Below are 22593 nucleotides of genomic sequence, written 5' to 3'. Positions count from 1 at the left end.
ACCTGAAAGGGAGATACCTTGCAGTGAATGGAGCCAGAACCGGGATATACAGGGCCGTCACTTATCCTGAGGCAGCCGGATAATTGCCATTTTATCCTGTGTCATGTCGTGCATCGTGTATCTGATCCCGCCGGTGTTGTAACCGGATTGGCGGCGGCCTGCGAAGGGCATCCAGTCAACCCGAAAGGCCGTATGATCATTGACCATGACCGCCGTGGCATCCAGCGTGCGTACCGCCGTCAGCGCGCGATCCAGTGACTGGGTGAAAACCGCAGACTGGAAGGCGAAAGGCAATGCGTTCGCTGCCTCAACTGCGCCATCGAAAGTGTCATAGCCATAAACACAGATAACGGGTCCGAAAATTTCCAGCGTCGAGACTTTGGCATCCGCCGGAGGGTTCAGCAATACGGTGGGCGCGTAGGTTGTCGGCCCCAACCGTTTACCGCCGGTCAGAACGCGCGCGCCGCCAGCGATTGCCTCGTCTACCCATTCTGCAACCCTGTCAACTTCGCCCGGACGGATCAGTGGACCGCAATCAACCGTTTCATCAGTGGCGTTTCCAACCTTTAGCTGAGATGCAGCCTCGGCCAGTCGCGTGGCGACCTCTTCGGCCATATCCATTGGCGCAAAGACCCGCTGTGTCGAAACGCAGACCTGCCCGGAATGATAAAACCCGCCCTTCGACAAAACCGGGATCATTGCGTCCAGATCGGCATCGGTGTCCACAATCACCGGTGCGGCACCGCCATGTTCCAATGCGCAGCGTGTACCCGGTGCCAGTTTGGATCGCAGCATCCACCCCACACGGGCTGATCCGATGAAGGTAAAGAAAGCCGTGCGCGGGTCGGTGATCAACTGTTCCGCCACTGCATTGTCGCAGGCTACGAAATGACAGAATTCCTGCGGCAGGCCAGCCTCGTGCAGCATGTCGACAAAGACCTTGCAGGACAGAGGCGTGTCGAGGGCTGGCTTCACCAGCACCGGGCACCCGGTTGCCACAGCAGGGGCGACCTGATGCACAATCAGGTTCAGCGGGTGATTGAACGCGCTGGCTGCCACAACCACCCCGATGGGTTCGCGGGTCGTAAATGCCAAGCGCCCGGCTCCGGCGGCGGTCAGGTCCATCGGGATTTCGCGCCCGGACATCTGCCCGATCTCGTGGATGCACAAACCCACCCCATCTATGGCGCGCGTCACCTCGACCCGCGCATCAATCAAGGGTTTGCCACCTTCATCGGCGATCAGATGCGCCAATTCGTCGAACCGGGCCCACATCAGAGCAGCGGTTTTTTCCAGAATTTCAATCCGATGATAGGCGGGCAACCACGCGGACCTGTCCCGAAACAGAGAGTGAGCACGATCCAGCATCGGCTCGACCTCGTCCCATGTTCGCAGGTCAATCGCGCCTATTTTCTCAAGGCTGAATGGGTTCACGACATCCAGGCTGGTACTCATATCAGGCATACCTTGGCTTCCAGTTCTTCGATCAGGACGCGCTGGTTTTCGCTGTAATCGACAGGTACGTCGATCAGATGCACGCCACCCGATGCAAAGGCGGCCTCGAATGTCGGAACCAAGTCTTCGGTGCGTTCGACGCGGTGGCCGGTTGCGCCATAGCTGTTGGCGTATTGCACAAAATCGGGATTGTTGAATCCCAATCCCCAATCGTCAAACCCTGCATGAGCCTGTTTCCAGCGGATCATTCCGTAAGAGCTGTCATTCAGCACGGTCACCACCAGATTCAACCCCAGCCGCACGGCGGTTTCCAGTTCCTGACTGTTCATCATGAATCCACCATCGCCACAGATCGCCATGACCCGGCGGTCAGGATACTGCATCGCCGCCATCATCGCCGAGGGCAACCCCGCCCCCATCGTCGCCAGCGCGTTGTCCAGCAGCACGGTGTTGGGCTCATACGCTTTATAGTTTCGGGCATACCAGATCTTGTAGATGCCGTTGTCCAGCGCGATTATATCGCTGTCACCCATCACCTTGCGGGTGTCGGCAACGATACGCTGCGGGATGATCGGAAAGCGCGGATCATCGGCCCCTTCGGATGTGTGTTTTTCCGTCTCCTCGCGCACAAGCCGGAAATAGCTGTCATCAAACTCCAGCGGACCGTCGAGGATTTCGGCCAGGCGCGTGATTGATTTGGCCAGATCACCGACAACTTCGATCTGCGGGAAATAGACCTGATCAACCTGCGCCGCCTTGTAGTTCACATGAATGACCTTGGTGCCGCCCTCTTCCATAAAGAAAGGAGGCTTTTCCACGACATCATGGCCGACATTGATGATCAGGTCGGCCCGGTCGATGGCGCAGTGCAGATAGTCGCCGTCGCTTAACGCAGCCGTTCCCATGAACAGCTCAGACCGTTCATCAATGACACCTTTGCCCATTTGTGTGTCAAAGAACGGGATCTGAGTGTCTGCCACAAACCGGCTGAGCGCTTTGCGCGCGTCCTTGCGATTGGCCCCGGCCCCCAGCAAAAGCAGGGGCATCTTTGCCGATCGGATCAGTTCAGCGGCTTCCTGCAAAACCGTATGATCCGCCACAGCATAGTGGCGCGGATGAGGCTGCAGAACTGGTGCATCGGTGGCTTCTGCCGCAATATCTTCTGGCAGTTCCAGCAATACCGCGCCGGGGCGCTCTTCCTCGGCCACGCGGAACGCCTCGCGGATCAGGGCAGGGATCGTGTTGCCATGCACGATCTGCTTGGACATCTTGCAGATCGGATCAAACAGACCGACCACATCGATGATCTGAAATTGCCCCTGTTTGGATTTCTTGATCGGCTTTTGCCCGGTGATCATAATCAGGGGCATCCCCCCCAAATGGGCATATGCAGCCGGAGTTGCGAAGTTTGTCGCCCCCGGTCCCAGCGTTGCCATGCAGACACCTGCCTTGCCGGTCAAACGGCCATAGGTGGCCGCCATAAAGGCCGCGCCCTGTTCGTGGCGCGTCAACACCAATTCGATGGACGACGTGCGCAGAGACTCTAGAACATCAAGGTTTTCTTCGCCAGGCACGGCAAAAACCCGGGTGACCCCTTCGGCTTCGAGGGCGGCAACAAGCAGGTCAGAGGCTTTGGTCGGAGTAGATTTGGCAGACATGGAAACACTCACCTAAATGGGGTTTGAAGGGAACTATAGACAGCAATTGCGGGTTATTCAGCCGCCGCCACATGTTGCGGTTCGGGATAAAGCTCGCTCATCGGTAAAGAGCGGCCGTTTTCCAATACCAACCGCGCGTGGTGTCGCCTGAGAAGTCGGGGTTCAGCCACACCGCAGCTATGGGCGATAATGCCGATCTCTTTCTTCATGTTCATTGCATAGCTGGCCACGCGTTCTGATTTATTGGTTGGATCCAAACCGAATTGCAGCTTGGGATTGTGAGTGGTGATCCCGGTTGGGCAGGTGTTTTTGTTGCACTGCAATGCCTGAATGCAGCCTAGGGCAAACATGAACCCGCGGGCCGAGTTGACAAAATCGGCCCCTGCGCAATAGGCCCAGGCCACTTCGGACGGGTTGATCATCTTGCCGCTGGCGCAGACCTTGACCCGGTCGCGCAGACCATGCGCCTTCAGCACATCAATGACCAGAGGCAAGCTTTCGCGTATCGGCATCCCCATATTGTCGATCAGGCTCATGGGGGCTGCGCCTGTGCCACCATCGGCGCTGTCGATGGTCACGAAATCCGGGGCGCTTTCAACACCGCGCCGCAGAATTGCAGCACAGAGGTCTTCAAAGAATCCTTGCGCGCCGATCACCGCCTTGAAGCCCACCGGCTTGCCAGTAACTTCCCGCACAAAGGCGATCATGTCCAGCAGATCGTTAACGCTGTCAATATCAGGATGCCGGTTCGGGCTGATCGCGTCCTGCCCGGGTTCGATCCCCCGGATTTCGGCAATCTCTTCGGTGACTTTGACGCCGGGCAGAATACCGCCTTTGCCGGGTTTTGCCCCCTGACTTAATTTGATCTCGAACATCTTGACGGCATCATGCGCCGCAACCTCGCGCAGCTTGTCCTCGTCAAACCCGCCTTCGGGTTTACGAACGCCGAATTTGCCGGTTCCGATCTGAAAGACGATGTCGGCGCCGCCTTCCAGATGATATGGCGACAGCCCGCCTTCGCCCGTGTTCATCCAGATCCCCGCTTTTTTTGCACCCAAAGACAGGGCACGCACCGCCGGGATTGAGATGGCTCCATAACTCATGCCCGAGATGTTGAAAATCGAACTGGTCTTATAGGAATGACGCGCAAAAGGTCCGATTTCGACCTCGGCGGGTTCCTCGGCGTCTTTCTCCAGCGTTGGAAATGGACAGTTGGCGAAGAACACGGTTCCCGACGGCTTCAAATCCCGGCTTGATCCGAAGGCGACAGTGGAATCCACATCCTTGGCCGCCCGGTAAACCCAGGATCGTTCCGCCCGGTTGAACGGCATCTCCTCTCGGTCCAGTGCAAAGAAATACTGCCGCAGAAACTCACCGACATGTTCGAACCCGTAACGGAACCGCGCAATGACCGGGTAGTTGCGGCGCAGCGTGCTTTCGGTTTGCGTCCGGTCGCGAACATATAAAACCACAACCCAAAGCGCCGCCAGGCCGACACAAAGGACAAAAGAGTACGTAAGTATTTCAAGCAATTGAAAGGCTGCTCCTGAAAACTCTGCCATATTCATGTCGAAGCGGGCTCCCGTAGTTGTTTCACTGACCTGCTTTGCCGCAAGGTAACCTCACGCGGCGTTCACAACACTTAAAGGCGCCGATCCGAGTGAACTAGTAAGCCTGCGCGCGATTTGGATCACACCCGCTGACAAGCGCGAGACAGAATTTTCCGTATCTGTGAGGTCATTGAAACAAATTGGATTGTTGGTGGAATAATGCGCATCCCTCAGCAGGCCGGGCAAAAGCTTTAGTCTTGCCCGGGTTGGGTGGTCGGCGGCCTTAGAAAGCTACCTCTGGTTTCTTGCCGTTCTGAATAAAAGCAGGAACACGAAAACGGAACCAATTGAGGTGGTTACGATCCCGACGGGCAGTTCTTGAGGAGCCAGCAATAGGCGGCTGAGAATATCTGAACCTGTCAGCAAGGCCGCCCCGACAATCGCTGCGGTGGGTAATAGATGCCGGTGCAACGGCCCTGCGATCCCACGGGCGATATGAGGGACCATCAGGCCGACGAAACCGATCACGCCTGCCACCGAGACGAACACAGCTGTTGCAAGGGCCGCGACAAAGAACATGCTGAACCGCAGCCCCTGCACCGGCACGCCCAGCGTTGCAGCTGTCAGGTCTCCGGTCAGCAATGCGTCTAGCCAGCGGGCGCGATAGAGCGCGTAGGCCAAAATAAGCAGCAATCCGGCGCAGACCAGCGGGAACGTCTCCCACCGGGCTAGGCCCAGACCGCCCAGCATCCAGAAGATCACCGAATGCGCGGCGCGGCTGTCGCCTGCGAAAATTAGATAGTTGGTGATTGCAGAGAACAAGAAGGACACGGCCAAACCGGCCAATATCAGTTTCTCGGGTGCGCTTGTACGCAACCCGTGAACCAGTGCCAGCACGATACCCGACGCCACAAGCCCTCCGCAAAACGCGGCCAGCGGTAAGGTCCAAAAACCCAGAATATCCCCGGTCACTGTGATGACGAACACGGCACCTGCCGCCGCGCCCGAGGACAGGCCAAACAAAAACGGATCGGCCAAATCGTTGCGCGTGGTTGTTTGCAAAACCACGCCGACAATGCCAAGTCCAGCCCCGATCACGGCCGCGAACAAGGCGCGCGGCAGGCGCAGGTCAAAGACGATCCGGTGCAGCGGTGACATCTCTCCTTCACTCAGCCCCGTTCCCAGCAGTATAGCCGTGACCGTGTCCGTGACAGGGATGGATGTGGTGCCATAGATGGTGGACATCAGTAAGAGGGCGGCCAACATGACCGCCCCCAGCACAAGTGTCAGGCCCAGTCGGCCCATATCAGTTGAGGCCTGGATGCATGGCCTGAGCCATTTTCGAAATCGCTTCGATATTTGCCGGTCCGGGGGTCAATTCCTCGTACCGCAGACCGATCCAGCGCTCGTTTTTCACGGCTTCAGTCTGCGACATCACTGGATGTTCCTGCAAAAATTTGAACGTGTCCGCAGCGCCATTGCCCGTTTGATAATCAAGCAGCACAAGGAATTCCGGGTTTGCGGCGGCGACCGCCTCCCACGAGGTTCGGCCCCAGCTAGTTTCCATGTCGTGGGTCACGTTTTCACCACCCGCGGCAGCAATCATAGCATCGGGGATGGCGAACTTACCTGCGGTGAATGGCGCGTCCGCCGGGCCGTCCAGCAAGAAAACGCGGGGTTTCGCCAGGTCGGCAGTCTGCGCTTCGATCGCTGAGAGTTCGTCTTTCCAGCCCGTGACCAGCGCCTCGGCCTTGTCTTCGACGTGCATGACCTGACCCAGGCGCAGGACGTCATTGAACAGCAGGTCCATGCTGGCTTCGGGGCGATCCTTGTCCAGATGCACACAGCTTTCGGTCAAGATCATGGTCTTGATACCAAAGGGCTCCAGCGTATCCGGGGTCACATCTCCGCCCGGCTTCATGCCGTAATACCAGCCAGCAAAGAACAGGTCGGGTTCCACGGCAACAAGGTTTTCGACAGTTGGGTATTTCGGTGCCAGTTCGGGGATATCACCGCGCAGGGTGTCGAATTCCGGGCTGGTTTTGTACCAGCCGGTGATGCCGGTCAGACCGACGATCTTGTCCTGCAGGCCCAACGCGAAGGCCATATCGGTCATGTTCATGTCATGCACAACCAGACGCTCGGGCTGGGCTTCGAACACCAGCGGCGCTCCGCAGTTGTCGACGGTGACCTCGTGGGCGGACGCGCCGCCTGCCATGGCTGTGAACAGCGCCACGGACCAGATGTGTTTCATTTGGGAATGTTCCTTGGTTTAGGTTGAGATTGTGGATTTTCGGATATCCAGCGCTGGAATCACGCGGCCTTCGTGGTGAAAGCACAGGTATTCAACGCCAAAAGTATCGCGGACCCGCTCGGGGGTCAGCACTTCGGCCACGGGGCCAAATCCCGTGAGCCGCGTAGATTTCATCAGCGCCACGTGGGTGGCAAATTCCGGGATCATGACAAGATCATGGACAATCATCACAACCGTGATGCCGAGTTCGGCGACCAGAGACAGCATCCGACCCTTGGCATCTGGATCGAGATGGTTGGTTGGCTCATCCAAGAACAACAACGATGGATTCTGTGCCAGTGCCCGGGCGATATGCGCGCGTTGACGTTCGCCCCCGGACAATACCGCCATGCGCTTTTCTGCCAGCGCGCCAAGGTCGGTCAGCTCAAGGATTCTGTTCAGTTCTCTGGCATGTTCATCCGCCGAACGGTCGGCCCAGATCGGAATCTGGCCCATGGCAACATAGTCCCGCAGTAGCAACCTGCCATCCGGTTGTTCTTGCTGGCCCACAACAGCGATCATGCGGGCGCGTTCCATTGCGGGCATATGTTTCAGGCTGCGTTCCTTGACCAATACATTGCCCAATACAATCTCAGCCGCCCCGCACAGAAGGTTCAAAAGCGTGGTTTTTCCCGCCCCATTTGGACCGGCAATTGCCAGTATCGCGCCCTCGGCCAATTCAAACGAGACACCTTGCAGAAGAACGTCACCATTGAGCGCATAGTATTCGAGATCACGCGCAACCAGAAAAGATGAGGTCGTCATGATGGTTCCCCCAATTGAATCCGAGGCAAACGAGAAAGGGTTTTTGTAAATAGTGGTTGCGGCCGGTCCGTCGCGTTGGTCCAACCGTCTGCGACGTTGCGGTACTGATGTGCGAATTCCGCCAGCGCGTCGAAATCTTCGGCAGTTTCAATATCGCCGAACAGGTAGTGTGCTTTGCCGACAGCCTGAAATCCGACGGCTGTTGGTCGCGCGCAGCCCGCCATGCAGGTAACGGTGCGCACTGCGAACCCGGTTGGCAACCTGCCGGTCAACGCATTGCGCATGACATCGACAGGCAATGCGCCGGTACAGGTCGAGCAGATCAGAAGGAAGTGGTCAGGTGTTTCCGGCATAGTCCGCTCCGCTTGAAGCCAAGCGCGGACAGAAGGTGCCGATCATGTACACACGTTTCAGACGTGCCATCAAAGCCTCCTTCCAGGACGCCCCGCCCCGGGTTGGTTGAACATGTGATGGCAGGTCTCCTGACTTGCGGGTCGATGCTTGGCCATCCTTCCCGGCCCAATGACCAGTGGATTTTGGCGTCGCTCACCGCTTACAGTTGCGGGGGCAGTCACGGATTTGGCGCCAAAGTGGCGAACCGCACCGTATTCCCTTTTCATCCCTTGGGCGCACCATCGGGAACCATCTAGCCCTTGCTTGTCTTAGACTGGGGGCCATGTCAATCACGATTTGAAACAACAACTTTTCGATCGGAACTCAAACGCTCAGGGTTTCGAAGTCTGCCGCATGCGTTTTCGCTGTAAGTGCGGCACCCAGTGCCGCATGGGTCGCGACAGCATACTGTGTTAGAGGTAGCATTTTTTCCTTCATGTTTGAGAATTTAATTTGAAAACAGTCGATTGCCGGTCACGCGCGAGCGTTCGGGCTTCGGCCTGGCTGAGTGACACGAGCGTTTCTTCTGATGAAAGCCCCTTGGCCCGCGATTTTGACCAGATGCGGCGCGCGGATACCGGGGACCATGGCAATGCAGCTTCTGACAACCACTGTCGCAACGGGGCTGGCAGGCCGTCAAACACATCCATCGGATCGGTTGATCGATGCTTGCGGCGCAAGCTGCAATGCCCGAGGTTACGTCTCATGCTTTGGTTTCCGGATTTTCCACTGGGTCCAAAACCAAGACGAGACGGGATTCACTGGTACCTTCGATCGGAGGCGAGCGATGCACCACCCCTGACGATGGTCGCTCGGTCCAGAGTGTTCCCCGTAGCAGGATCGGAGCGCCGGTCTGAACGGTAAACACAAGCGCGGGATCGTTTCCATCAGTCGAGGTGCCGTATTGTGTTCCAGTGCCACGATAGGTGCAGACCAACCGGGCGGTGACAGCATCGGTATGAAATTTACGGCAAGCATTGGTGGTGACAACATCCAGCCGCAGCCGCAGGAAGTTGGCGTTCATCAGTTCACAGAACATGTCGGCCAGAGAAGCGATATCATCTTGAAGCCACGCTCTTTCAGTCCCGTTAGGCATGCCGGAGATATCGCAGAGTTGCCCCACGGTCGTCTTAACGGCGCTTGGTGGAAGAATGACTCGCCCACTTGGCAACGCCTTGGGATCAAGTTGGTCAAGCCAGCTTTGCATATCCGGCGGGGTTCGCCGGCGCCAAATCAAAGCGGCACAGTTTGGCTGTGCAAAAGTGCGGATTGCCGCCGGATCATCTGCGAAGCTCACACCGGTGACCTTGTCTTCCACGGGCTTTCTAACGAAGTTCATGCGGCATCCTCTGCCCGGCGCCAAATCGGAAAGGGGTCCGGCAGGTCCGGCAAATTGCCGGGCCCTGTCGCCGTGACTGCTGGAATAAGGCAATTGTCCAATCGTGCCTTCAAACTTTGCCAGTCGATCCCGGCACCGATGAAAACGATCTCTTGACGGCGGTCGCCCCACGGCTCTTGCCAGTGGGCCTGCATATAGGCGCGGGCGCTGTCATGTGCGGGGCGTCGCTCTTCGGGAACTGATGCCCACCAGGTGCCGAGTGGTTTGATGCTGGACAATGCACCGGCGAGTGAAAATTCAGCCACCCAGTCGGGGCGTGTCGAAATCCAAAAGTGGCCTTTGGCCCGGATCACCCCTGGCAGATCACCGTTGAGAACGCCCAAAATGCGTTCGGGAGCGAACGGAAGTCGCGCCCGGTAAACGTATGACACAACCCCGTATTCCTCAGTCTCAGGCACATGGTCGGCAAAGCCATACAGCTCCTTTGCCCACATCGGGTGTTCATGGGCTTGCTCGAAGTCAAACAGGCCGGTGTCCAGGATCTTTTCTGCGGCAGCTTCCGAATGGTTGGTCTCGATGATCTCGGCATCTGCATTCAGACTGCGGATGATCTTGCGTGCCGCATCAACTTTTTCTGACCCCGCATCTTCAACCTTGTTCAGGATCACTACATCAGAGAATTCTATTTGATCCGTAAGCAAGTGGACCAGAGTTCGCTCGTCTTCCTCTCCCATCGTTTCGCCTCGGTCTCGTAGGAAATCGTGGGACGAGAAATCGTTCAGCAAGTTCACCGCATCGACAACCGTTACCATGGTGTCGAGCCGCGCCACGTCCGACAAGCTGTCGCCCGCTTCATCCCGGAAATCGAAAGTTGCTGCCACAGGCAATGGTTCGGAAATACCTGTGGATTCAATAAGCAGGTAGTCAAAACGTCCTTCCGCAGCGAGGCGCCGGACTTCCTCCAGAAGATCGTCCCGAAGGGTACAACAGATGCAGCCATTCGACATTTCTACCAGAGTTTCATCCGTCCGGCTGAGTTCGGTATCGGCCCGTACCAGATCGGCGTCGATATTCACCTCGGACATATCGTTGATGATGACCGCGACCCGACGCCCTTCGCGGTTGTTCAGGACTCGGTTCAAAAGGGTGGTCTTGCCCGCCCCTAAGAAGCCGGAAAGGACGGTGACAGGAAGTCGGGTATCTGACATGGGTTGCTCCGAATGGTGCCTTGAGAGTCACGTAACTTACGCAGTTACTAGACGAATGCAACAGTTATTGTTACGTGTGATATCTGCTTGGAGAAGAACGACAAATGAAGCGCAATAGCCGCCTATCCCTCGCCCTGCACACGCTCGGCCACATGGCCGGAGATCCGAATCGTAAGCGTACATCTGCGGATATCGCCGAGCATTCAGGGACGAACCCGGTGGTGGTACGCCGCGTCTTGGGACGGCTTCGTGACGCGGGTCTGTTAACTTCGGAAAAAGGCCACGCAGGAGGGTGGAGTCTGGCACGCGAACCAGACAGCATAACCCTGGCGGATGTGTATCTTGCGTTGGACGAAAGTCTGATCGCCTCTGGCAGAGAAGACCATGCCCCCAAATGTTCAGTGGAACATGCGTTGCACCGTCGCGTTTCGAGTATCATGAAGGAGATCGAGCAAAGCCTAGTCGACCGTCTCGGCGAGACAACCATCTCCGAAGTCAGAGGCAAGTAATACCTGATCAAGTATCGCGGCAAGTTTCTCTTCATTCTCACCACATCGTTTGACGCTATGGGTGCAACATTCCTGCTGTTTAAGGGTTGCACCAACTAGGGTGGGGGTACGTCCTTTGGTAAGGCTCAGCTTTAACTTCGGGCTTGTTGGATCTGCCTCATGACCATAAGACGGGTGGACCGCGTTTCTCACAGCCCATCGGGAACATGTTGCAAAGCCCTAGGAGTACACAATGAAATCAATATTGACGGCTGCGTCGATGACCTTGCTTTTCACAACCGCGCTGTACGCCGAGGAAAAGGTCTATGTTTACAATTGGGCTGACTATATCGACGAGGCTTTGCTGCAAAAATTCACCACCGAAACGGGGGTCGAAGTCGTCTACGATAACTTCGATTCCAATGACTTGCTTGAAACCAAAATGCTTGCAGGCAAGTCTGGTTATGACGTCGTGTTTCCCTCGGGCACGTTTTTGCAACGTCAGATAGAAGCCGGTGTCTTCCAACCGCTCGACAAAGCCCAGCTGCCCAACTCGGTTAATCTGTGGGATGCTATCGAGCAACGAACCGCGACCTTCGATCCGGAGAATAGCTACTCAGTTAACTATATGTGGGGTTCAACGGGCATTGCTGTGAATGTCGAAAAAGTTCGCGAGGCGCTTGGTGACGATATCCCACTGGATTCGATGGAGCTGCTGTTTAACCCGGAGTACGTGTCCAAGCTGTCCGATTGTGGCGTGAATTTTCTGGATGCTCCGTCCGAGCTTATCCCCGCTGCCCTGACCTATATCGGAGAGGATCCGAATACGCGCGATCTCGATGTTATCGCCAAAGCTGAACCGGTTCTTAACGCGGTTCGTCCTTACGTCAGGAAATTCAATTCGACAGGCTATATCTCGGACCTTGCGACCGGTGAAGTGTGCGTTTCAGTGGCCTGGTCAGGTGATGGCCTGCAAGCCCGAAGCCGGGCCGCCGAATCCGGAAACGGGATTGTAATTGAGTATAGCGCTTTCCGAGAAGGTTCGGGCATGTGGTTCGACCAGATCGCGATCCCTGCGGATGCCCCTCATCCGGAACTGGCCCATAAGTTCATTAACTTCCTGATGGAGCCAGAAAACGCGGCCGCAATTTCAAACTATGTTTGGTATGCAAACGGAAACCTTGCGTCGCAAGAGTTTCTGAACGAAGCGATTTTGAATGATCCGGGCCTCTATCCGTCTGAAGAAGGGATGAAGAACCTCTATATGAAGATGCCTTGGGACGCTGAGATGCAGCGTTTCGTGACGCGCATGTGGACGCGGGTTAAATCTGGCGTGTAGGTCGCCTATTGACACTAACCTATTCGTCTAAGAAGCACAAAACGACTGATACGTGCAAAATGTTGGGGCTGGGAAAAGCTTACCTTGCCCCAATGCACTTTGCAGAACGCCCCAGCCGGTGTCGTGGGTCGCAGTCTGTGCTTTTTTCACATTTGACCCCGGCTGACGACGCAATAAGACTTAGCTTCAAAGCGGAAACCAAGGGTTTGAAAAGGGATCGCGACCAAACAGCTAATTTGGGGCAGGAAAAGTCAGATGACGCCGAATGATGGCAGCGCGAGTACGTTAGAAAAAACCCTGTGCGCAATCGCCGTGGGTTTGGATCGGCAAGCAGAGACTTCGCCTGAATACCCAAATTCAAACCTCTCCAGCCCAGATTTCGGTTACCAGGTACGACAAAACCAGATTTGCGCAGTCGGTTGGTTGCTTTTTTTGTTTGGCGCAACACCGCGCAGAAGGTTGGGCCGACTTGTTCTGAAATCAATGCGGGATGTGGGTCTTGCAAAAGTCCCCCGTTGGAAATTGTCACAGGCAATTGACGATGCAGCGGGCTCGTTGAACGACCAATACCCAAATGTGGTGAACAAGGCGATTGTCGGCACGCCGGATGATAACTCCGATCGTATTGTGCAAAGAGTTCAAAGCCTTATTGGCTTACGCGCCTTCGATAGCGCGCGCAAATTGTTGACGCAAAATAAGACCGAACTGCGTGAGAAATATGAACCGCTTAGGACACGCTTAATCAGGCACGAGACTGGGGATCCAATTTCGGAATGCGGTCACAGGCTGGCGGGCCGTCCTGGCGAAGCTTCGGTTGGAAAACCCGGCTCTGAACAACCTTTTGAAACGGAGTGGCGAACAGCTAACCAGGAAATTGTGAATGCCCTTTTGGCCAACGAAGCAGGGAACACTTCAGATATCGATGCGTTGCTTTGCGACATTTCTAAGGATCCCCAGCGCGCCCTGTCATTGGTTGTTTTTCTGAACGATGGTTTGGATGCCAGCTACAAATCCACGCTGATTATTTCTGCATCGCCCCTTCCACCAATGGCGCGTTTCGTGATTTTGTCACACTGGCATTGGGTCGATGAAAAGCATCTGGTTAACGCGCTGGATGAGGCAATCTCAGACGGTAAAACCTATCATGTCGAAGCATCGCTTACTCGTGCGATGTCGGGTCGAATATCTCCGCCAAAAAGGAACGCGGCCAAGAAGCGGTTGTTCGACAAACTGTTACGCCTTGCGAGGGGTTGGGTGTCGTTTGGAAATGATCCATTGATTGAGGTGGCGAAAACTCAGGGTGTGCGCGTGGTTGGTCCAGAATCAATGCCCACCGCATTTCCAGCAGATCAGGACTATGCAACCTCGTCGAAAGGGGTAGCATACGGTGTCGGCTCTGCGCTTACCGATCGGGCAAAATCCTGGCTGGAAAAAAATGCTGAAAACGCCAACGGGATCGTAGTGTACTCGCCTCACTCTCAGAACCTGACTTTCGCTTCAAGACGTTTGCAAGTCGCATTGGCGGGAATGGGGAAGCCGGTACAAACACTTGTCGAGGTTGCACCCGAAGTTGGCGACCCTGCTGAACCCTCGGACTTTCTGACCGCCGCGCGTCGCGAAGGCTACGACATCACTTTATCGGGTCGGCGGGTGACGAAACGCAATTCCTACTCAAACCGATACCTGGACCATTTGCGGGCGGGCGGAGTGCTTCAAATATACTTCGACGGAGAAAGAGCCCCCGGCAAACGGTTGTTGGTACCGTGGCTTTTACGCCCCGGCAAATTGCCCGGATTTCCGGCGCAACTTGCGATTTCCAGCGGTGCGGATGTCTGCTTTGCTGCGACATGGATTGACGAGGATGGCGTGCCGATCATTGACCTCGTCCCGCTCAAACTGCCGCCTCGTTCGGGTTCAAATCTGGTTCAGCGGTTGTGGCTTACCCAGCAACTGGCCCGCACTTGCCGAAGCTTTGTTTTGACACAGAAAATGCCGGTTCAGCGGCACTTGATCGCCGCTTACGGAGGAGCAATGCCAAGGCGCGAACTGGTTGATTTGGAAACCTGGACGCGCAGCGACACGGTGCGCCGTAGTAAGTTGTGTTGGCTATCCAATCATGACCCGGACCATGTCGCTATTCAAACCGCGTCTGGGTTTATCACCTATGGGGTTTTGGCAAGCCTGTGTTTGCGCATGTCCAGCATGTTGTTGCATTTTCAGGATATTGCCCCCAATCACTCAGACCCCGTGCGTAAATTTGGGTGCCAACACCGGGTTTTGTGCCTGCTACCGGCCAGCCCTGCGGCAATTGTGACGCAACTGGCCTCGACGGCAACCGGAAGTCTGCTTTGCGTTGGTCTGCCAGAGGATTCAAACGAACAGCTTGTCGATCGCCTGAAAGCGTTTGACCCTGATTTGGTTCTTGTCACGTTTTCACTTTGGAGTCGTTTGATAGCTTCAAACCCAGAGCTTGAGAATGTGAACGCTGTGATCATCGGCGACGATTGCGACGCAGCTGCTCTGGACTTTCTTTTAGACAGTTTTGCCGAAGCCCCGGCTTTACCACCCCTTGATCTTCGGTGTCCCGCCTATGTTGTTTACACGTCTGGCAGCTCGGGCGAGCCCAAAGGCGTTGTCCTGGCAGCGGGCATGGCCTCGCGGATGCGGGTGTTCGATTATGATCGGCCGCAAACTTTGCTAACAGTTGTGCGTTGGGACACGGCAACTGCGCTGGAAACACTGCCTGCTTTTGTGGGGGGGCACACGATTGTTCTGCCTCCAATCACCGGGTTCTCCGATCTAAAGCAGCTTTGTGATCTTATGGTCGCAACGTCCACCACAGCTTTATCCGCACCGTGCAGCGTATTGCACGGTATGTTGCAAAACCCCGATTTCTCACCCGAGTTTTTGCCCGGATTGTTCGTCTTTTACCCCTGGGGGGAACCGAGTCGCGCGCGTCTCATCAGGGATTTAGTGAAGCGTTTTCCCAAAGCTGAACTAAACGCGACCTACGGCGCTTCGGAGTTTATTGAAGTTTCACATGGAAAGCTTCCCGCCGAAGGTTTTGCCAAGTATCAGGGATCTCCGGGTGGAATGTTCTTGGCTGGTGCAAAAGCAGTCAATGCAGACGGTCACGACTTGCAACCCGGCGAAATTGGCCGGGTCAAGGCCGTTGGCTACGACCGGACCCTGGGCAATTTCAAGAATTTGCAGGCAGGTGAGCCGGTTTTTGATCCACTCAAGGATCCCATTCTTCTTGATGATTGGGTGACCATTCTGCCTGACGGGAGTTTAGATGTATTAGGAAGAGTGGATGATGTGGTTAACATCCGGGGGCGTAGACTGTCGCTGAATGCCGTTACCGAAATTGCAGAAAACGTAGCAGGGATCGAGCGGGCCTTTGTCACCGTCGCGCAAATTCGCGAGGCAGATGCGGTTGCCATTGCCATTGAAACCAAACGCAAGGATGTCGACATTCTGGAAAAGGAATTGCGGCAGGCCATTACCGAAAATTTCTTTCCCGCCGCCGCGCCATTGAGATTTGTACACACAGAGGAACTGCCGCGTCTTCCCAGTGGGAAATTGGATCGTAAAAGGCTTCGATCAATATTGGAAAATGGGGGGGCAGACACATCTGGTTTGCCAACGCGGCAACCGAAGGCTGCTACTGTGTCTGAGTCATCTCTGTCCCCAATGCTTGAGGTGTTGCGAAACTTCGCAGATCACGAGGGGTTGGTCCCGCGCGCAGGTTTTGATCCCGACAACACACACCCGTTTCTCGATTCCATCCTTAGTCTGATACTCATGCTGAGCATTGAAGAAAAGTTTGGAAATATCCCACCCGCAAATGTCTTTGATCGTCAGGAATCAGCGACCTGGCGCGAGCTTGCAGAAGCTCTTGGACCGAAAGCCTGTGTTAACTCGCGGTCTGAAAACTGATGTTCCTAGGGTCGGACTTTATTGACGCAGCGCCTGAAACAGTTTGAGGGTCAATAGCCTGCTAGGAATGTTGGAAGGTTCCGGCCCAGAGGAGTGTTTTGGAAGCGTTTGCCAAAAACACGCCCGTCGGTGTTGTGGCACAGGATTTTGGGTACGGCAGTACCAGCGCCTTTTCCGCTACATTCCGCAAAGTTTTCAGTGTCGGCCCGACAGAGGTACTGAACGTCAACAGCAAAGCTGCCCCGAGAGAACGGTTCCCCGATCAGAACACTCCGACATAGCTGAGTTAGAAAACACCACTGAATTTTGACCAGGCCGACGAGGAACCACTGAAATTGAAACAGGCCTTTAGATCACGCGCTGCTCCACCATCTTCTTTTGGTTCTTGCTGGGGCAATGCGATCTCTCGAAAACTGACTATCGAAACTCAACGATCAGATTTGGTTACGCCACTCGTTTTGAGTGACCGGGCCATGTCGCTCAAAATTCGGTAAACCTCCCCAGCATCAGGGTGCCAGTCCGCAACATCTTTGCCCTGCGAGGTGACAACTTCATCGTCTCCTCTGGCTGCTGGACCGGTCAACGCGCGTCGGGGGCCCAGGGCAATGACGTTCTGAGCAGTGCTTTCCATCAGTTTGGCATTCAATGGCGCGATAACATCTTCCGAAACGCCGGCTACCGTCCATGCTTCTTGCGCAATTGCTTGTAATACCACGGCAAAATTGTTCGAAATCACAGCCCCGGCGTGATAAAGACTTTTGGCGTCGGAACGGATCGAAAAACATTCAGCGCCAAGATTGCCCAACAAGGGCCGAAGGAATTCAAGGGCGTCGGCGTCTCCTTCCAGCCCACATAGCGCACCCTTGAACTGATCCTTTGCCTTGTCGGGATCTGCAAAGGACAGAACCGGATGGACACTTGCCAGACGCCAGTTCAATCCGCGCAGCCGAGCCATTTCATCGGCCGCAAAATACCCGCTGCAGTGAAAGGCGATGGGTGGTTTTGGTGTGCCATCTGTCGCGGAAAGCTTTGTTGCCAGATCAGAGGCAACCGCTGCTATCTGAGTATCAGGGACAGCGATGACCCAAAGATCGGCGGGGCGTAAATCGGAAATGCTTTGCACGGCATGACCGGCGTTTGCCCTCTCAACGGCTTCCTGAGCGGAAGCGAAACGCGCGCTCAGGACGTCTTGAATTTGGCAATATGGTAATGAGTTCAACAGGCTCAGGAAGGTCTGGCCGACCCGGCCCGCGCCGATCAGGTTTGCTTTGATCTGGTCCATATCCACTCGGTCCAATGCGAAAATTCGATAGGTGCAATATGCCACGTGGCTTCCCGGTCCGCCTCAAAGATTTTGGGACCGCGCAGTTTTACATTCAGGGCTTGTAGCTTCAGATGGTGGTTGCCGCAATCGATCATCCGTCAGAAAGGATCAGACATGTCACAGATGATCTTTGCGATTGTTAAAATTTGCAAAACCCTGATCGACATCCATCAATTGCGAAATATGGGAACAGCTATGAAAATACTTGGCTTCTACTTGAACAGTGCGAATGTCGCCGGTGGCTAGATGCGACTAGCCCCAAGTAGAAAAGCGCGCAGGGCTATCTTTATACAACGGTCGACAAATTCGCTGATCCACTAGACTTTGTTATCGCGCAGTTTTGCTCCGGCCTGAGCCAGATGTTCGGCAATCCACGGGATCGATTGTTGTGACCCACCAACAACCAGCAGCGGAATATTCGGCTGCGCTGCCTTGGGCAACAGATCGCATTTTCCTTAGGCAAAGATGTGTGGCCCATCCTCATGATCTGAAAGCGCTACGAAGGTTTTTGATCCGACAGCAGACGGCGTTTTTCAGCCATTGCTTCCCTGCGGCTGCGTTCGATCCCCAACCTAAAGGACTCCTCGACGAAATCGATGTGGTCGGTTGCGGCCTTTTCTGCACGTTCCTCGTCGCCGTCGATTACCGCCCGGCCAAGCTCCATATGTTGATCCAGCAGCTTCTTGCCGGTGCCATCGATCGTCTTAAGAAAGTCGCGATTGTAGAATACGCCCTTGCGCGTAAGTTCGTAGATTGAAGCCATGATATGGATCAGTGTTGCGTTCTGGCTGGCGTCGACGATTGCAGAGTGCAGCGCAAAATCTGCCTCTTGAGAGGCTTTGGTGTCGTTTTCACGCCAGGCGCGTTCATTTTCGACCAAAATCTCGGCAATCCTCTCTTGATCTGCTTTTGTCGCGCGGCGCGCTGCAAGGCGGGCGGCAAAGCCTTCCTGTTCGCGCCGATATTCCAGATAATCGAAAAAGGCGGGCTCATGTCTCTCATAAAGTGCGAGTAGTGCCGGCATCATGGCCTGACCTGTCAGAGCCGCGACAAAGGTTCCTTCACCATGTTGCGTCGTGACCAAGCCGCGCTCTTCCAGAACAGACAGAGCCTCGCGCAGTTTCGGGCGCGAAACGCGCAGCATCTCCGCGAGGTCTCGTTCCGAAGGCAGTTTGCGACCCTGTTTCAGGATGCCCGAGGCGATCAAATCTTCGATCTGAGACACAACAGCCTCGGCCAGTGATTCGTGTCCAACCGGTTCAAATATCGCTGTGGGGCTCATGGTGCTGTGCCTCTGTTCGATGTCTTAAGTAAAGATCACTGGTAAATAAATATAACCATAATCTGTTTAGATTCAAGCAGTGAGATCCGGAAGATCACCGTATCACAGATGACTGTTTTTGAACGTAATTTGATCGATTTTCTTTTCTTCTTTGCGAGTGACGTTTGTAGCTGAGGTGACTGCGTTGTTACGTCGACTTAATTCCAATGGTAAATAAAGTTGTTGACTGGTTTTTATTGGTAAAGTTAGTTTACCACCGGAATGGTGTGGGAGGGACCTGCGCCGCTGATCGGGACAATGTTCCGACCTACCCTGGAGGAGAATTCATGAAGAAGACCCTGACGAGCCTCGCCGTAGCTGCCAGCCTGCTGGCCGCACCTGCAGTTGCCGCAGACAAACTGTTGCTGAAAACCCCGATTGCCTTTTCGACCGAGCTGCCGGGCCTGGGTTCACCGATCCCGCGCGTTGCCGAACAGCTTGAGTTGATGTCGGGCGGTACGTTGAAGATGAAAGTCTACGAGCCAGGCAAACTGGTTCCGCCGTTTGAAATTCTTGACGCTGTATCTACCGGCAAGATCAATTCTGGCTACACTACGGCCGGATATTGGGCGGGTAAAATCCCTGCCGCGCCGCTGTTCTCGGCCGTTCCTTTTGGCCCCGAGGCGGGCGAATACATGGCTTGGCTGTATTACGGCAACGGCCTGACTCTTTACCAAGAGATGTATGATCAGGCGGGCTTCAACGTCAAAGTTCTGCCCTGCGCGATCATTGCGCCTGAAACTTCGGGCTGGTTCGCATCCGAGATCAATTCACCCGAAGACCTGAACGGCCTGAAGATGCGTTTCTTTGGTCTGGGTGGAAAAGTGATGCAGAAACTGGGCGTGGCGACCTCGCTGCTGCCAGGTGGTGAGATCTTCCCTGCGCTGGAAAAAGGCGCGATCGACGCGACCGAATTTTCGATGCCTGCCATCGACGCGCGTCTGGGGTTCCACAAGCTGGTGAAATACAACTACTTCCCCGGCTGGCATCAGCAGGCAACTGTGTTCGAACTGCTGATTAACAAGGACGTCTGGAACGAAACCAGCGACCAGCACAAAGCGATCATTGAAAGCGCCTGTAAAGCTTCGATGGCGGACAGCTTTGCCGAAGGCGAAGCCATTCAGCACGCTGCGCTGATCGACAATATTGAAAACAACGGTGTCACCATCAAACAGTGGTCGCCTGAGATGCTGGATACCTTCCGCACAACTTGGGAAGAGGTTGCAGCAGAAGAAGCCGCTAACGACGCCTTCTTCGCTCAGGTTTTGGCCGATATGAACGAGTTCCGCGACGGTTACGACCTCTGGAAAACGAACGCGTTCCTCCCTCGTCAGTAATCTCCCTTGCTGACGCAACCGGGGCGGCGGGATCCGTCGCTCCGGTTCTTATTTCCTGATCTTCGGAATTTCTATCCTTTCACTGCCCGCGCGTCGGGCTGCTGAGCGAGGTATGACCATGACCACACAGAACAACCTTACCGATCCGGTCGAAGCCTACGAAGGCATCCTGGAACACCCCGAAACCGACCGTCAGAAGATTGCGGTCGCGATAGACGCAAGCGTCAAGGCTGTCGGCCATGTGGTCATGTGGGCAAATGTCCTGCTGATGGGGGCAATTTTCACCCAGGTCGCTCTGCGCTATTTGCTCAGCCAGAACTACCCCAAGTTGGACGAGATCCAGTGGCATTTCTACGGCATCGTGACGATGATCGGCATCTCTTATGCTTTGATCACCGACAGTCACGTGCGCGTCGATGTTCTGCACATGCAGCTGTCACGCCGGGCGCAGCGAGTCATCGAGGTGATCGGTATTCTTACCCTGTTGACCCCGTTCATCTATCTGATGATCGATCAGGGGTACGACTATTTCTACGAAAGCTTCCGGGTCAATGAACGCTCGGACAGCCCAACCGGCCTGCCTGCCCGCTGGGCTTTCAAGGCAGTAATCCCGATCAGCTTTGTTCTTCTAGCACTGGCGGCGCTTGCGCGACTGATCCACGATGGGCACGCGCTTTTGTATGGACCGGCCTCAGAGCGCGAAGGTGCATCTTTGCGTCGTATCCTGCTGGTTCTGGCCGTGTTTGCCGCTGTTTGCGTCGGCTTGACCTTCTTGGTGGAAACCACCGAGGAAAAGCTGGTCATCGCCATGTTCCTGACCTTCATCGCGTTGTTGTTTACTGGATACCCGGTGGCCTGGGTTCTGGCGGGTGTCGGCGTTGCCTATTGTGGTCTGGCCTATCTGTTCGACAACGATCTGATGCTGTGGACCGGGTTGGAGAGCACCTTTACAGGGCTCGACTATCTGACCCTTGGTGCGGTTGTGAACCGTGTCTATGCGACGATGTCCAATGCGGTTCTGGTTGCGTTGCCGATGTTTATTTTTATGGGTCTGATGCTGGACGAATCCGGTGTTGCGGAACGTCTGATGTCCTCGATGCAGCGCCTGTTTGGTACAGTGCGTGGAGGATTGGCCATCACCGTTACCCTGATCGGTATCATTCTGGCGGCCTCGACCGGTATCATCGGTGCATCTGTGGTGTTGCTGGGCGTGCTGTCCCTGCCGTCGATGATGCAACAGAAATACCAGCCGACGCTTGCGGCGGGCGTGGTCTCGGCATCCGGTACTCTGGGTATTCTGATCCCGCCCTCAATAATGCTGGTGATCATGGCCGACCAGATGGCGCTGTCGGTGGGTGACCTGTTCATGGCCGCGGTCTTCCCGGGTGTGATCATTGGTGGCCTTTACCTGACATACATCTTCATACTCGCACTGGTGAAACGTGACGCGGCCCCCGTGCCCGAAGGCGCGAAAGCCCCCGACTGGGCTGCGGTCAAAGACGTTATGATCGCCGTCATCCCGACGCTAATGCTGATCCTTGCGGTTCTGGGTTCGATCTTTGCTGGTTTGACCACTCCGACCGAAGCCTCAGGCATCGGCGCACTGGGTGCGACGCTGTTGGCACTGGGCTATCGCAAGCTTACCTTCCACAAGTTGTGGAACGTGCTGGTGTCGACCTTCAACACCACCGCCTACATCTTTGCCATCTTCCTTGGTGCAACCGTGTTTTCGTATGTCCTGCGGGAACTGGGCGGTGACGAGTTGATTGAGCATGTGGTGCAATCCACCGGATTCAATGCAAACGGTACCATCCTCTTTATCCTGTTCATCGTCTTCTTGCTGGGGTTTGTGTTGGACTGGATCGAAATCACGCTGATCGTGCTGCCCCTGATGCGCCCAATCGTGAACGGCCTTGGCATCGACATCCCGGGCTTTGGCGTTCTGGATGAACCCGCGCTGGTGTGGTTCGTGATCCTGGTCGCGGTGACGCTGCAAACCAGCTTCCTGACACCGCCCGTAGGTTTCGCGCTGTTCTATCTGAAAGGCGTCTGCCCGCCCGAGATCAAACTGATGCATATCTACAAAGGGATCATCCCCTTTGTGTTGCTGCAGCTTACCGGTCTGGCGCTGGTCTTCCTATGGCCGACCCTTGCCACCTGGTTGCCTTCGGTCGCCTATTAAGG

General features: G+C 55.4%; 19 protein-coding genes and 1 riboswitch. Of the genes, 6 read left to right on the top strand and 13 right to left on the bottom strand.

What is annotated here, in order from left to right; translation table 11 throughout:
* Nucleotides 1-57: 57 nt before the first annotated feature.
* From ACR0AL_RS17185 to ACR0AL_RS17140, 10 genes are all read right to left on the bottom strand, one after another.
* A complete protein-coding gene (locus tag ACR0AL_RS17185) occupies nucleotides 58-1455 on the bottom strand; it encodes an aldehyde dehydrogenase family protein (RefSeq protein ID WP_480664008.1) in 1398 nt (465 codons plus the stop codon).
* Nucleotides 1452-3113, bottom strand: a complete 1662-nt coding sequence (locus ACR0AL_RS17180) for an acetolactate synthase large subunit (RefSeq protein WP_480664006.1) — start codon at nucleotides 3111-3113, stop codon at nucleotides 1452-1454. The genes ACR0AL_RS17185 and ACR0AL_RS17180 overlap by 4 nt, the downstream gene beginning before the upstream one ends.
* 53 nt (nucleotides 3114-3166) lie before the next feature.
* Entirely contained in the window at nucleotides 3167-4681 is a 1515-nt protein-coding gene (locus ACR0AL_RS17175; protein WP_438826487.1) for an FMN-binding glutamate synthase family protein, read from the bottom strand.
* A gap of 273 nt (nucleotides 4682-4954) precedes the next feature.
* Nucleotides 4955-5929 (bottom strand): FecCD family ABC transporter permease, encoded by a 975-nt coding sequence (locus ACR0AL_RS17170; protein WP_480664004.1) that lies wholly within the window; start codon nucleotides 5927-5929, stop codon nucleotides 4955-4957.
* Between the two features lie 40 nt (nucleotides 5930-5969).
* Nucleotides 5970-6917 carry an ABC transporter substrate-binding protein gene (locus ACR0AL_RS17165; protein ID WP_480664002.1) on the bottom strand — a complete coding sequence of 316 codons (948 nt, stop codon included), beginning with the start codon at nucleotides 6915-6917 and terminating at the stop codon, nucleotides 5970-5972.
* Nucleotides 6918-6935: 18 nt separating this feature from the next.
* A complete protein-coding gene (locus tag ACR0AL_RS17160) occupies nucleotides 6936-7721 on the bottom strand; it encodes an ABC transporter ATP-binding protein (RefSeq protein ID WP_480664000.1) in 786 nt (261 codons plus the stop codon).
* The gene (locus tag ACR0AL_RS17155; RefSeq protein ID WP_425082576.1) at nucleotides 7718-8074 is read right to left on the bottom strand and encodes a DUF1636 family protein; all 357 of its coding nucleotides are present in this window, start codon (nucleotides 8072-8074) and stop codon (nucleotides 7718-7720) included. Before ACR0AL_RS17155 ends, ACR0AL_RS17160 begins: the two co-directional genes overlap by 4 nt.
* Nucleotides 8075-8176: 102 nt before the next feature.
* Nucleotides 8177-8383, bottom strand: a riboswitch (cobalamin riboswitch).
* Nucleotides 8384-8548: 165 nt separating this feature from the next.
* Nucleotides 8549-8821: a DUF6525 family protein gene (locus ACR0AL_RS17150; RefSeq protein WP_425082575.1), complete on the bottom strand. Its 273-nt coding sequence runs from the start codon at nucleotides 8819-8821 to the stop codon at nucleotides 8549-8551.
* A complete protein-coding gene (locus ACR0AL_RS17145) occupies nucleotides 8818-9453 on the bottom strand; it encodes a DUF1826 domain-containing protein (protein ID WP_480663998.1) in 636 nt (211 codons plus the stop codon). Before ACR0AL_RS17145 ends, ACR0AL_RS17150 begins: the two co-directional genes overlap by 4 nt.
* Complete coding sequence (locus ACR0AL_RS17140; protein ID WP_480663996.1) at nucleotides 9450-10661, bottom strand: GTP-binding protein; 1212 nt, start codon at nucleotides 10659-10661, stop codon at nucleotides 9450-9452. Before ACR0AL_RS17140 ends, ACR0AL_RS17145 begins: the two co-directional genes overlap by 4 nt.
* Before the next feature lie 104 nt (nucleotides 10662-10765).
* Here ACR0AL_RS17140 and ACR0AL_RS17135 point away from each other — a divergent pair, with 104 nt between their 5' ends.
* From ACR0AL_RS17135 to ACR0AL_RS17120, 4 genes are all read left to right on the top strand, one after another.
* The gene (locus tag ACR0AL_RS17135) at nucleotides 10766-11170 is read left to right on the top strand and encodes an RrF2 family transcriptional regulator (RefSeq protein ID WP_170351190.1); all 405 of its coding nucleotides are present in this window, start codon (nucleotides 10766-10768) and stop codon (nucleotides 11168-11170) included.
* A gap of 232 nt (nucleotides 11171-11402) precedes the next feature.
* Complete coding sequence (locus ACR0AL_RS17130; RefSeq protein ID WP_170551065.1) at nucleotides 11403-12488, top strand: polyamine ABC transporter substrate-binding protein; 1086 nt, start codon at nucleotides 11403-11405, stop codon at nucleotides 12486-12488.
* Nucleotides 12489-12743: 255 nt separating this feature from the next.
* Nucleotides 12744-16427: a class I adenylate-forming enzyme family protein gene (locus ACR0AL_RS17125; protein WP_480663994.1), complete on the top strand. Its 3684-nt coding sequence runs from the start codon at nucleotides 12744-12746 to the stop codon at nucleotides 16425-16427.
* A gap of 98 nt (nucleotides 16428-16525) precedes the next feature.
* Nucleotides 16526-16708 (top strand): AraC family transcriptional regulator, encoded by a 183-nt coding sequence (locus tag ACR0AL_RS17120; protein ID WP_480639205.1) that lies wholly within the window; start codon nucleotides 16526-16528, stop codon nucleotides 16706-16708.
* 146 nt (nucleotides 16709-16854) lie between these two features.
* On the opposite strand, the gene ACR0AL_RS17115 is transcribed toward ACR0AL_RS17120, so the two are convergent.
* From ACR0AL_RS17115 to ACR0AL_RS17105, 3 genes are all read right to left on the bottom strand, one after another.
* Nucleotides 16855-17709 (bottom strand): Rossmann-like and DUF2520 domain-containing protein, encoded by an 855-nt coding sequence (locus ACR0AL_RS17115; protein WP_480639204.1) that lies wholly within the window; start codon nucleotides 17707-17709, stop codon nucleotides 16855-16857.
* Between the two features lie 359 nt (nucleotides 17710-18068).
* Nucleotides 18069-18191, bottom strand: a complete 123-nt coding sequence (locus ACR0AL_RS17110; RefSeq protein ID WP_302477200.1) for a hypothetical protein — start codon at nucleotides 18189-18191, stop codon at nucleotides 18069-18071.
* Between the two features lie 56 nt (nucleotides 18192-18247).
* Complete coding sequence (locus ACR0AL_RS17105; protein WP_170351185.1) at nucleotides 18248-19033, bottom strand: FadR/GntR family transcriptional regulator; 786 nt, start codon at nucleotides 19031-19033, stop codon at nucleotides 18248-18250.
* Nucleotides 19034-19359: 326 nt separating this feature from the next.
* Between ACR0AL_RS17105 and ACR0AL_RS17100 the strand changes: the two genes are divergently transcribed.
* Together ACR0AL_RS17100 and ACR0AL_RS17095 are read left to right on the top strand one after the other, a co-directional pair.
* Nucleotides 19360-20409 (top strand): TRAP transporter substrate-binding protein, encoded by a 1050-nt coding sequence (locus ACR0AL_RS17100; protein WP_170351184.1) that lies wholly within the window; start codon nucleotides 19360-19362, stop codon nucleotides 20407-20409.
* 112 nt (nucleotides 20410-20521) lie between these two features.
* Nucleotides 20522-22591: a TRAP transporter large permease subunit gene (locus ACR0AL_RS17095; RefSeq protein WP_368040150.1), complete on the top strand. Its 2070-nt coding sequence runs from the start codon at nucleotides 20522-20524 to the stop codon at nucleotides 22589-22591.
* Nucleotides 22592-22593 lie beyond the last annotated feature (2 nt).

The sequence above is a fragment of the Ruegeria sp. BB1 genome, from assembly GCF_056539465.1.
The sequence above is the reverse complement of the archived record's forward strand: the minus strand, read 5'-3'. Positions and strand labels throughout refer to the sequence as shown.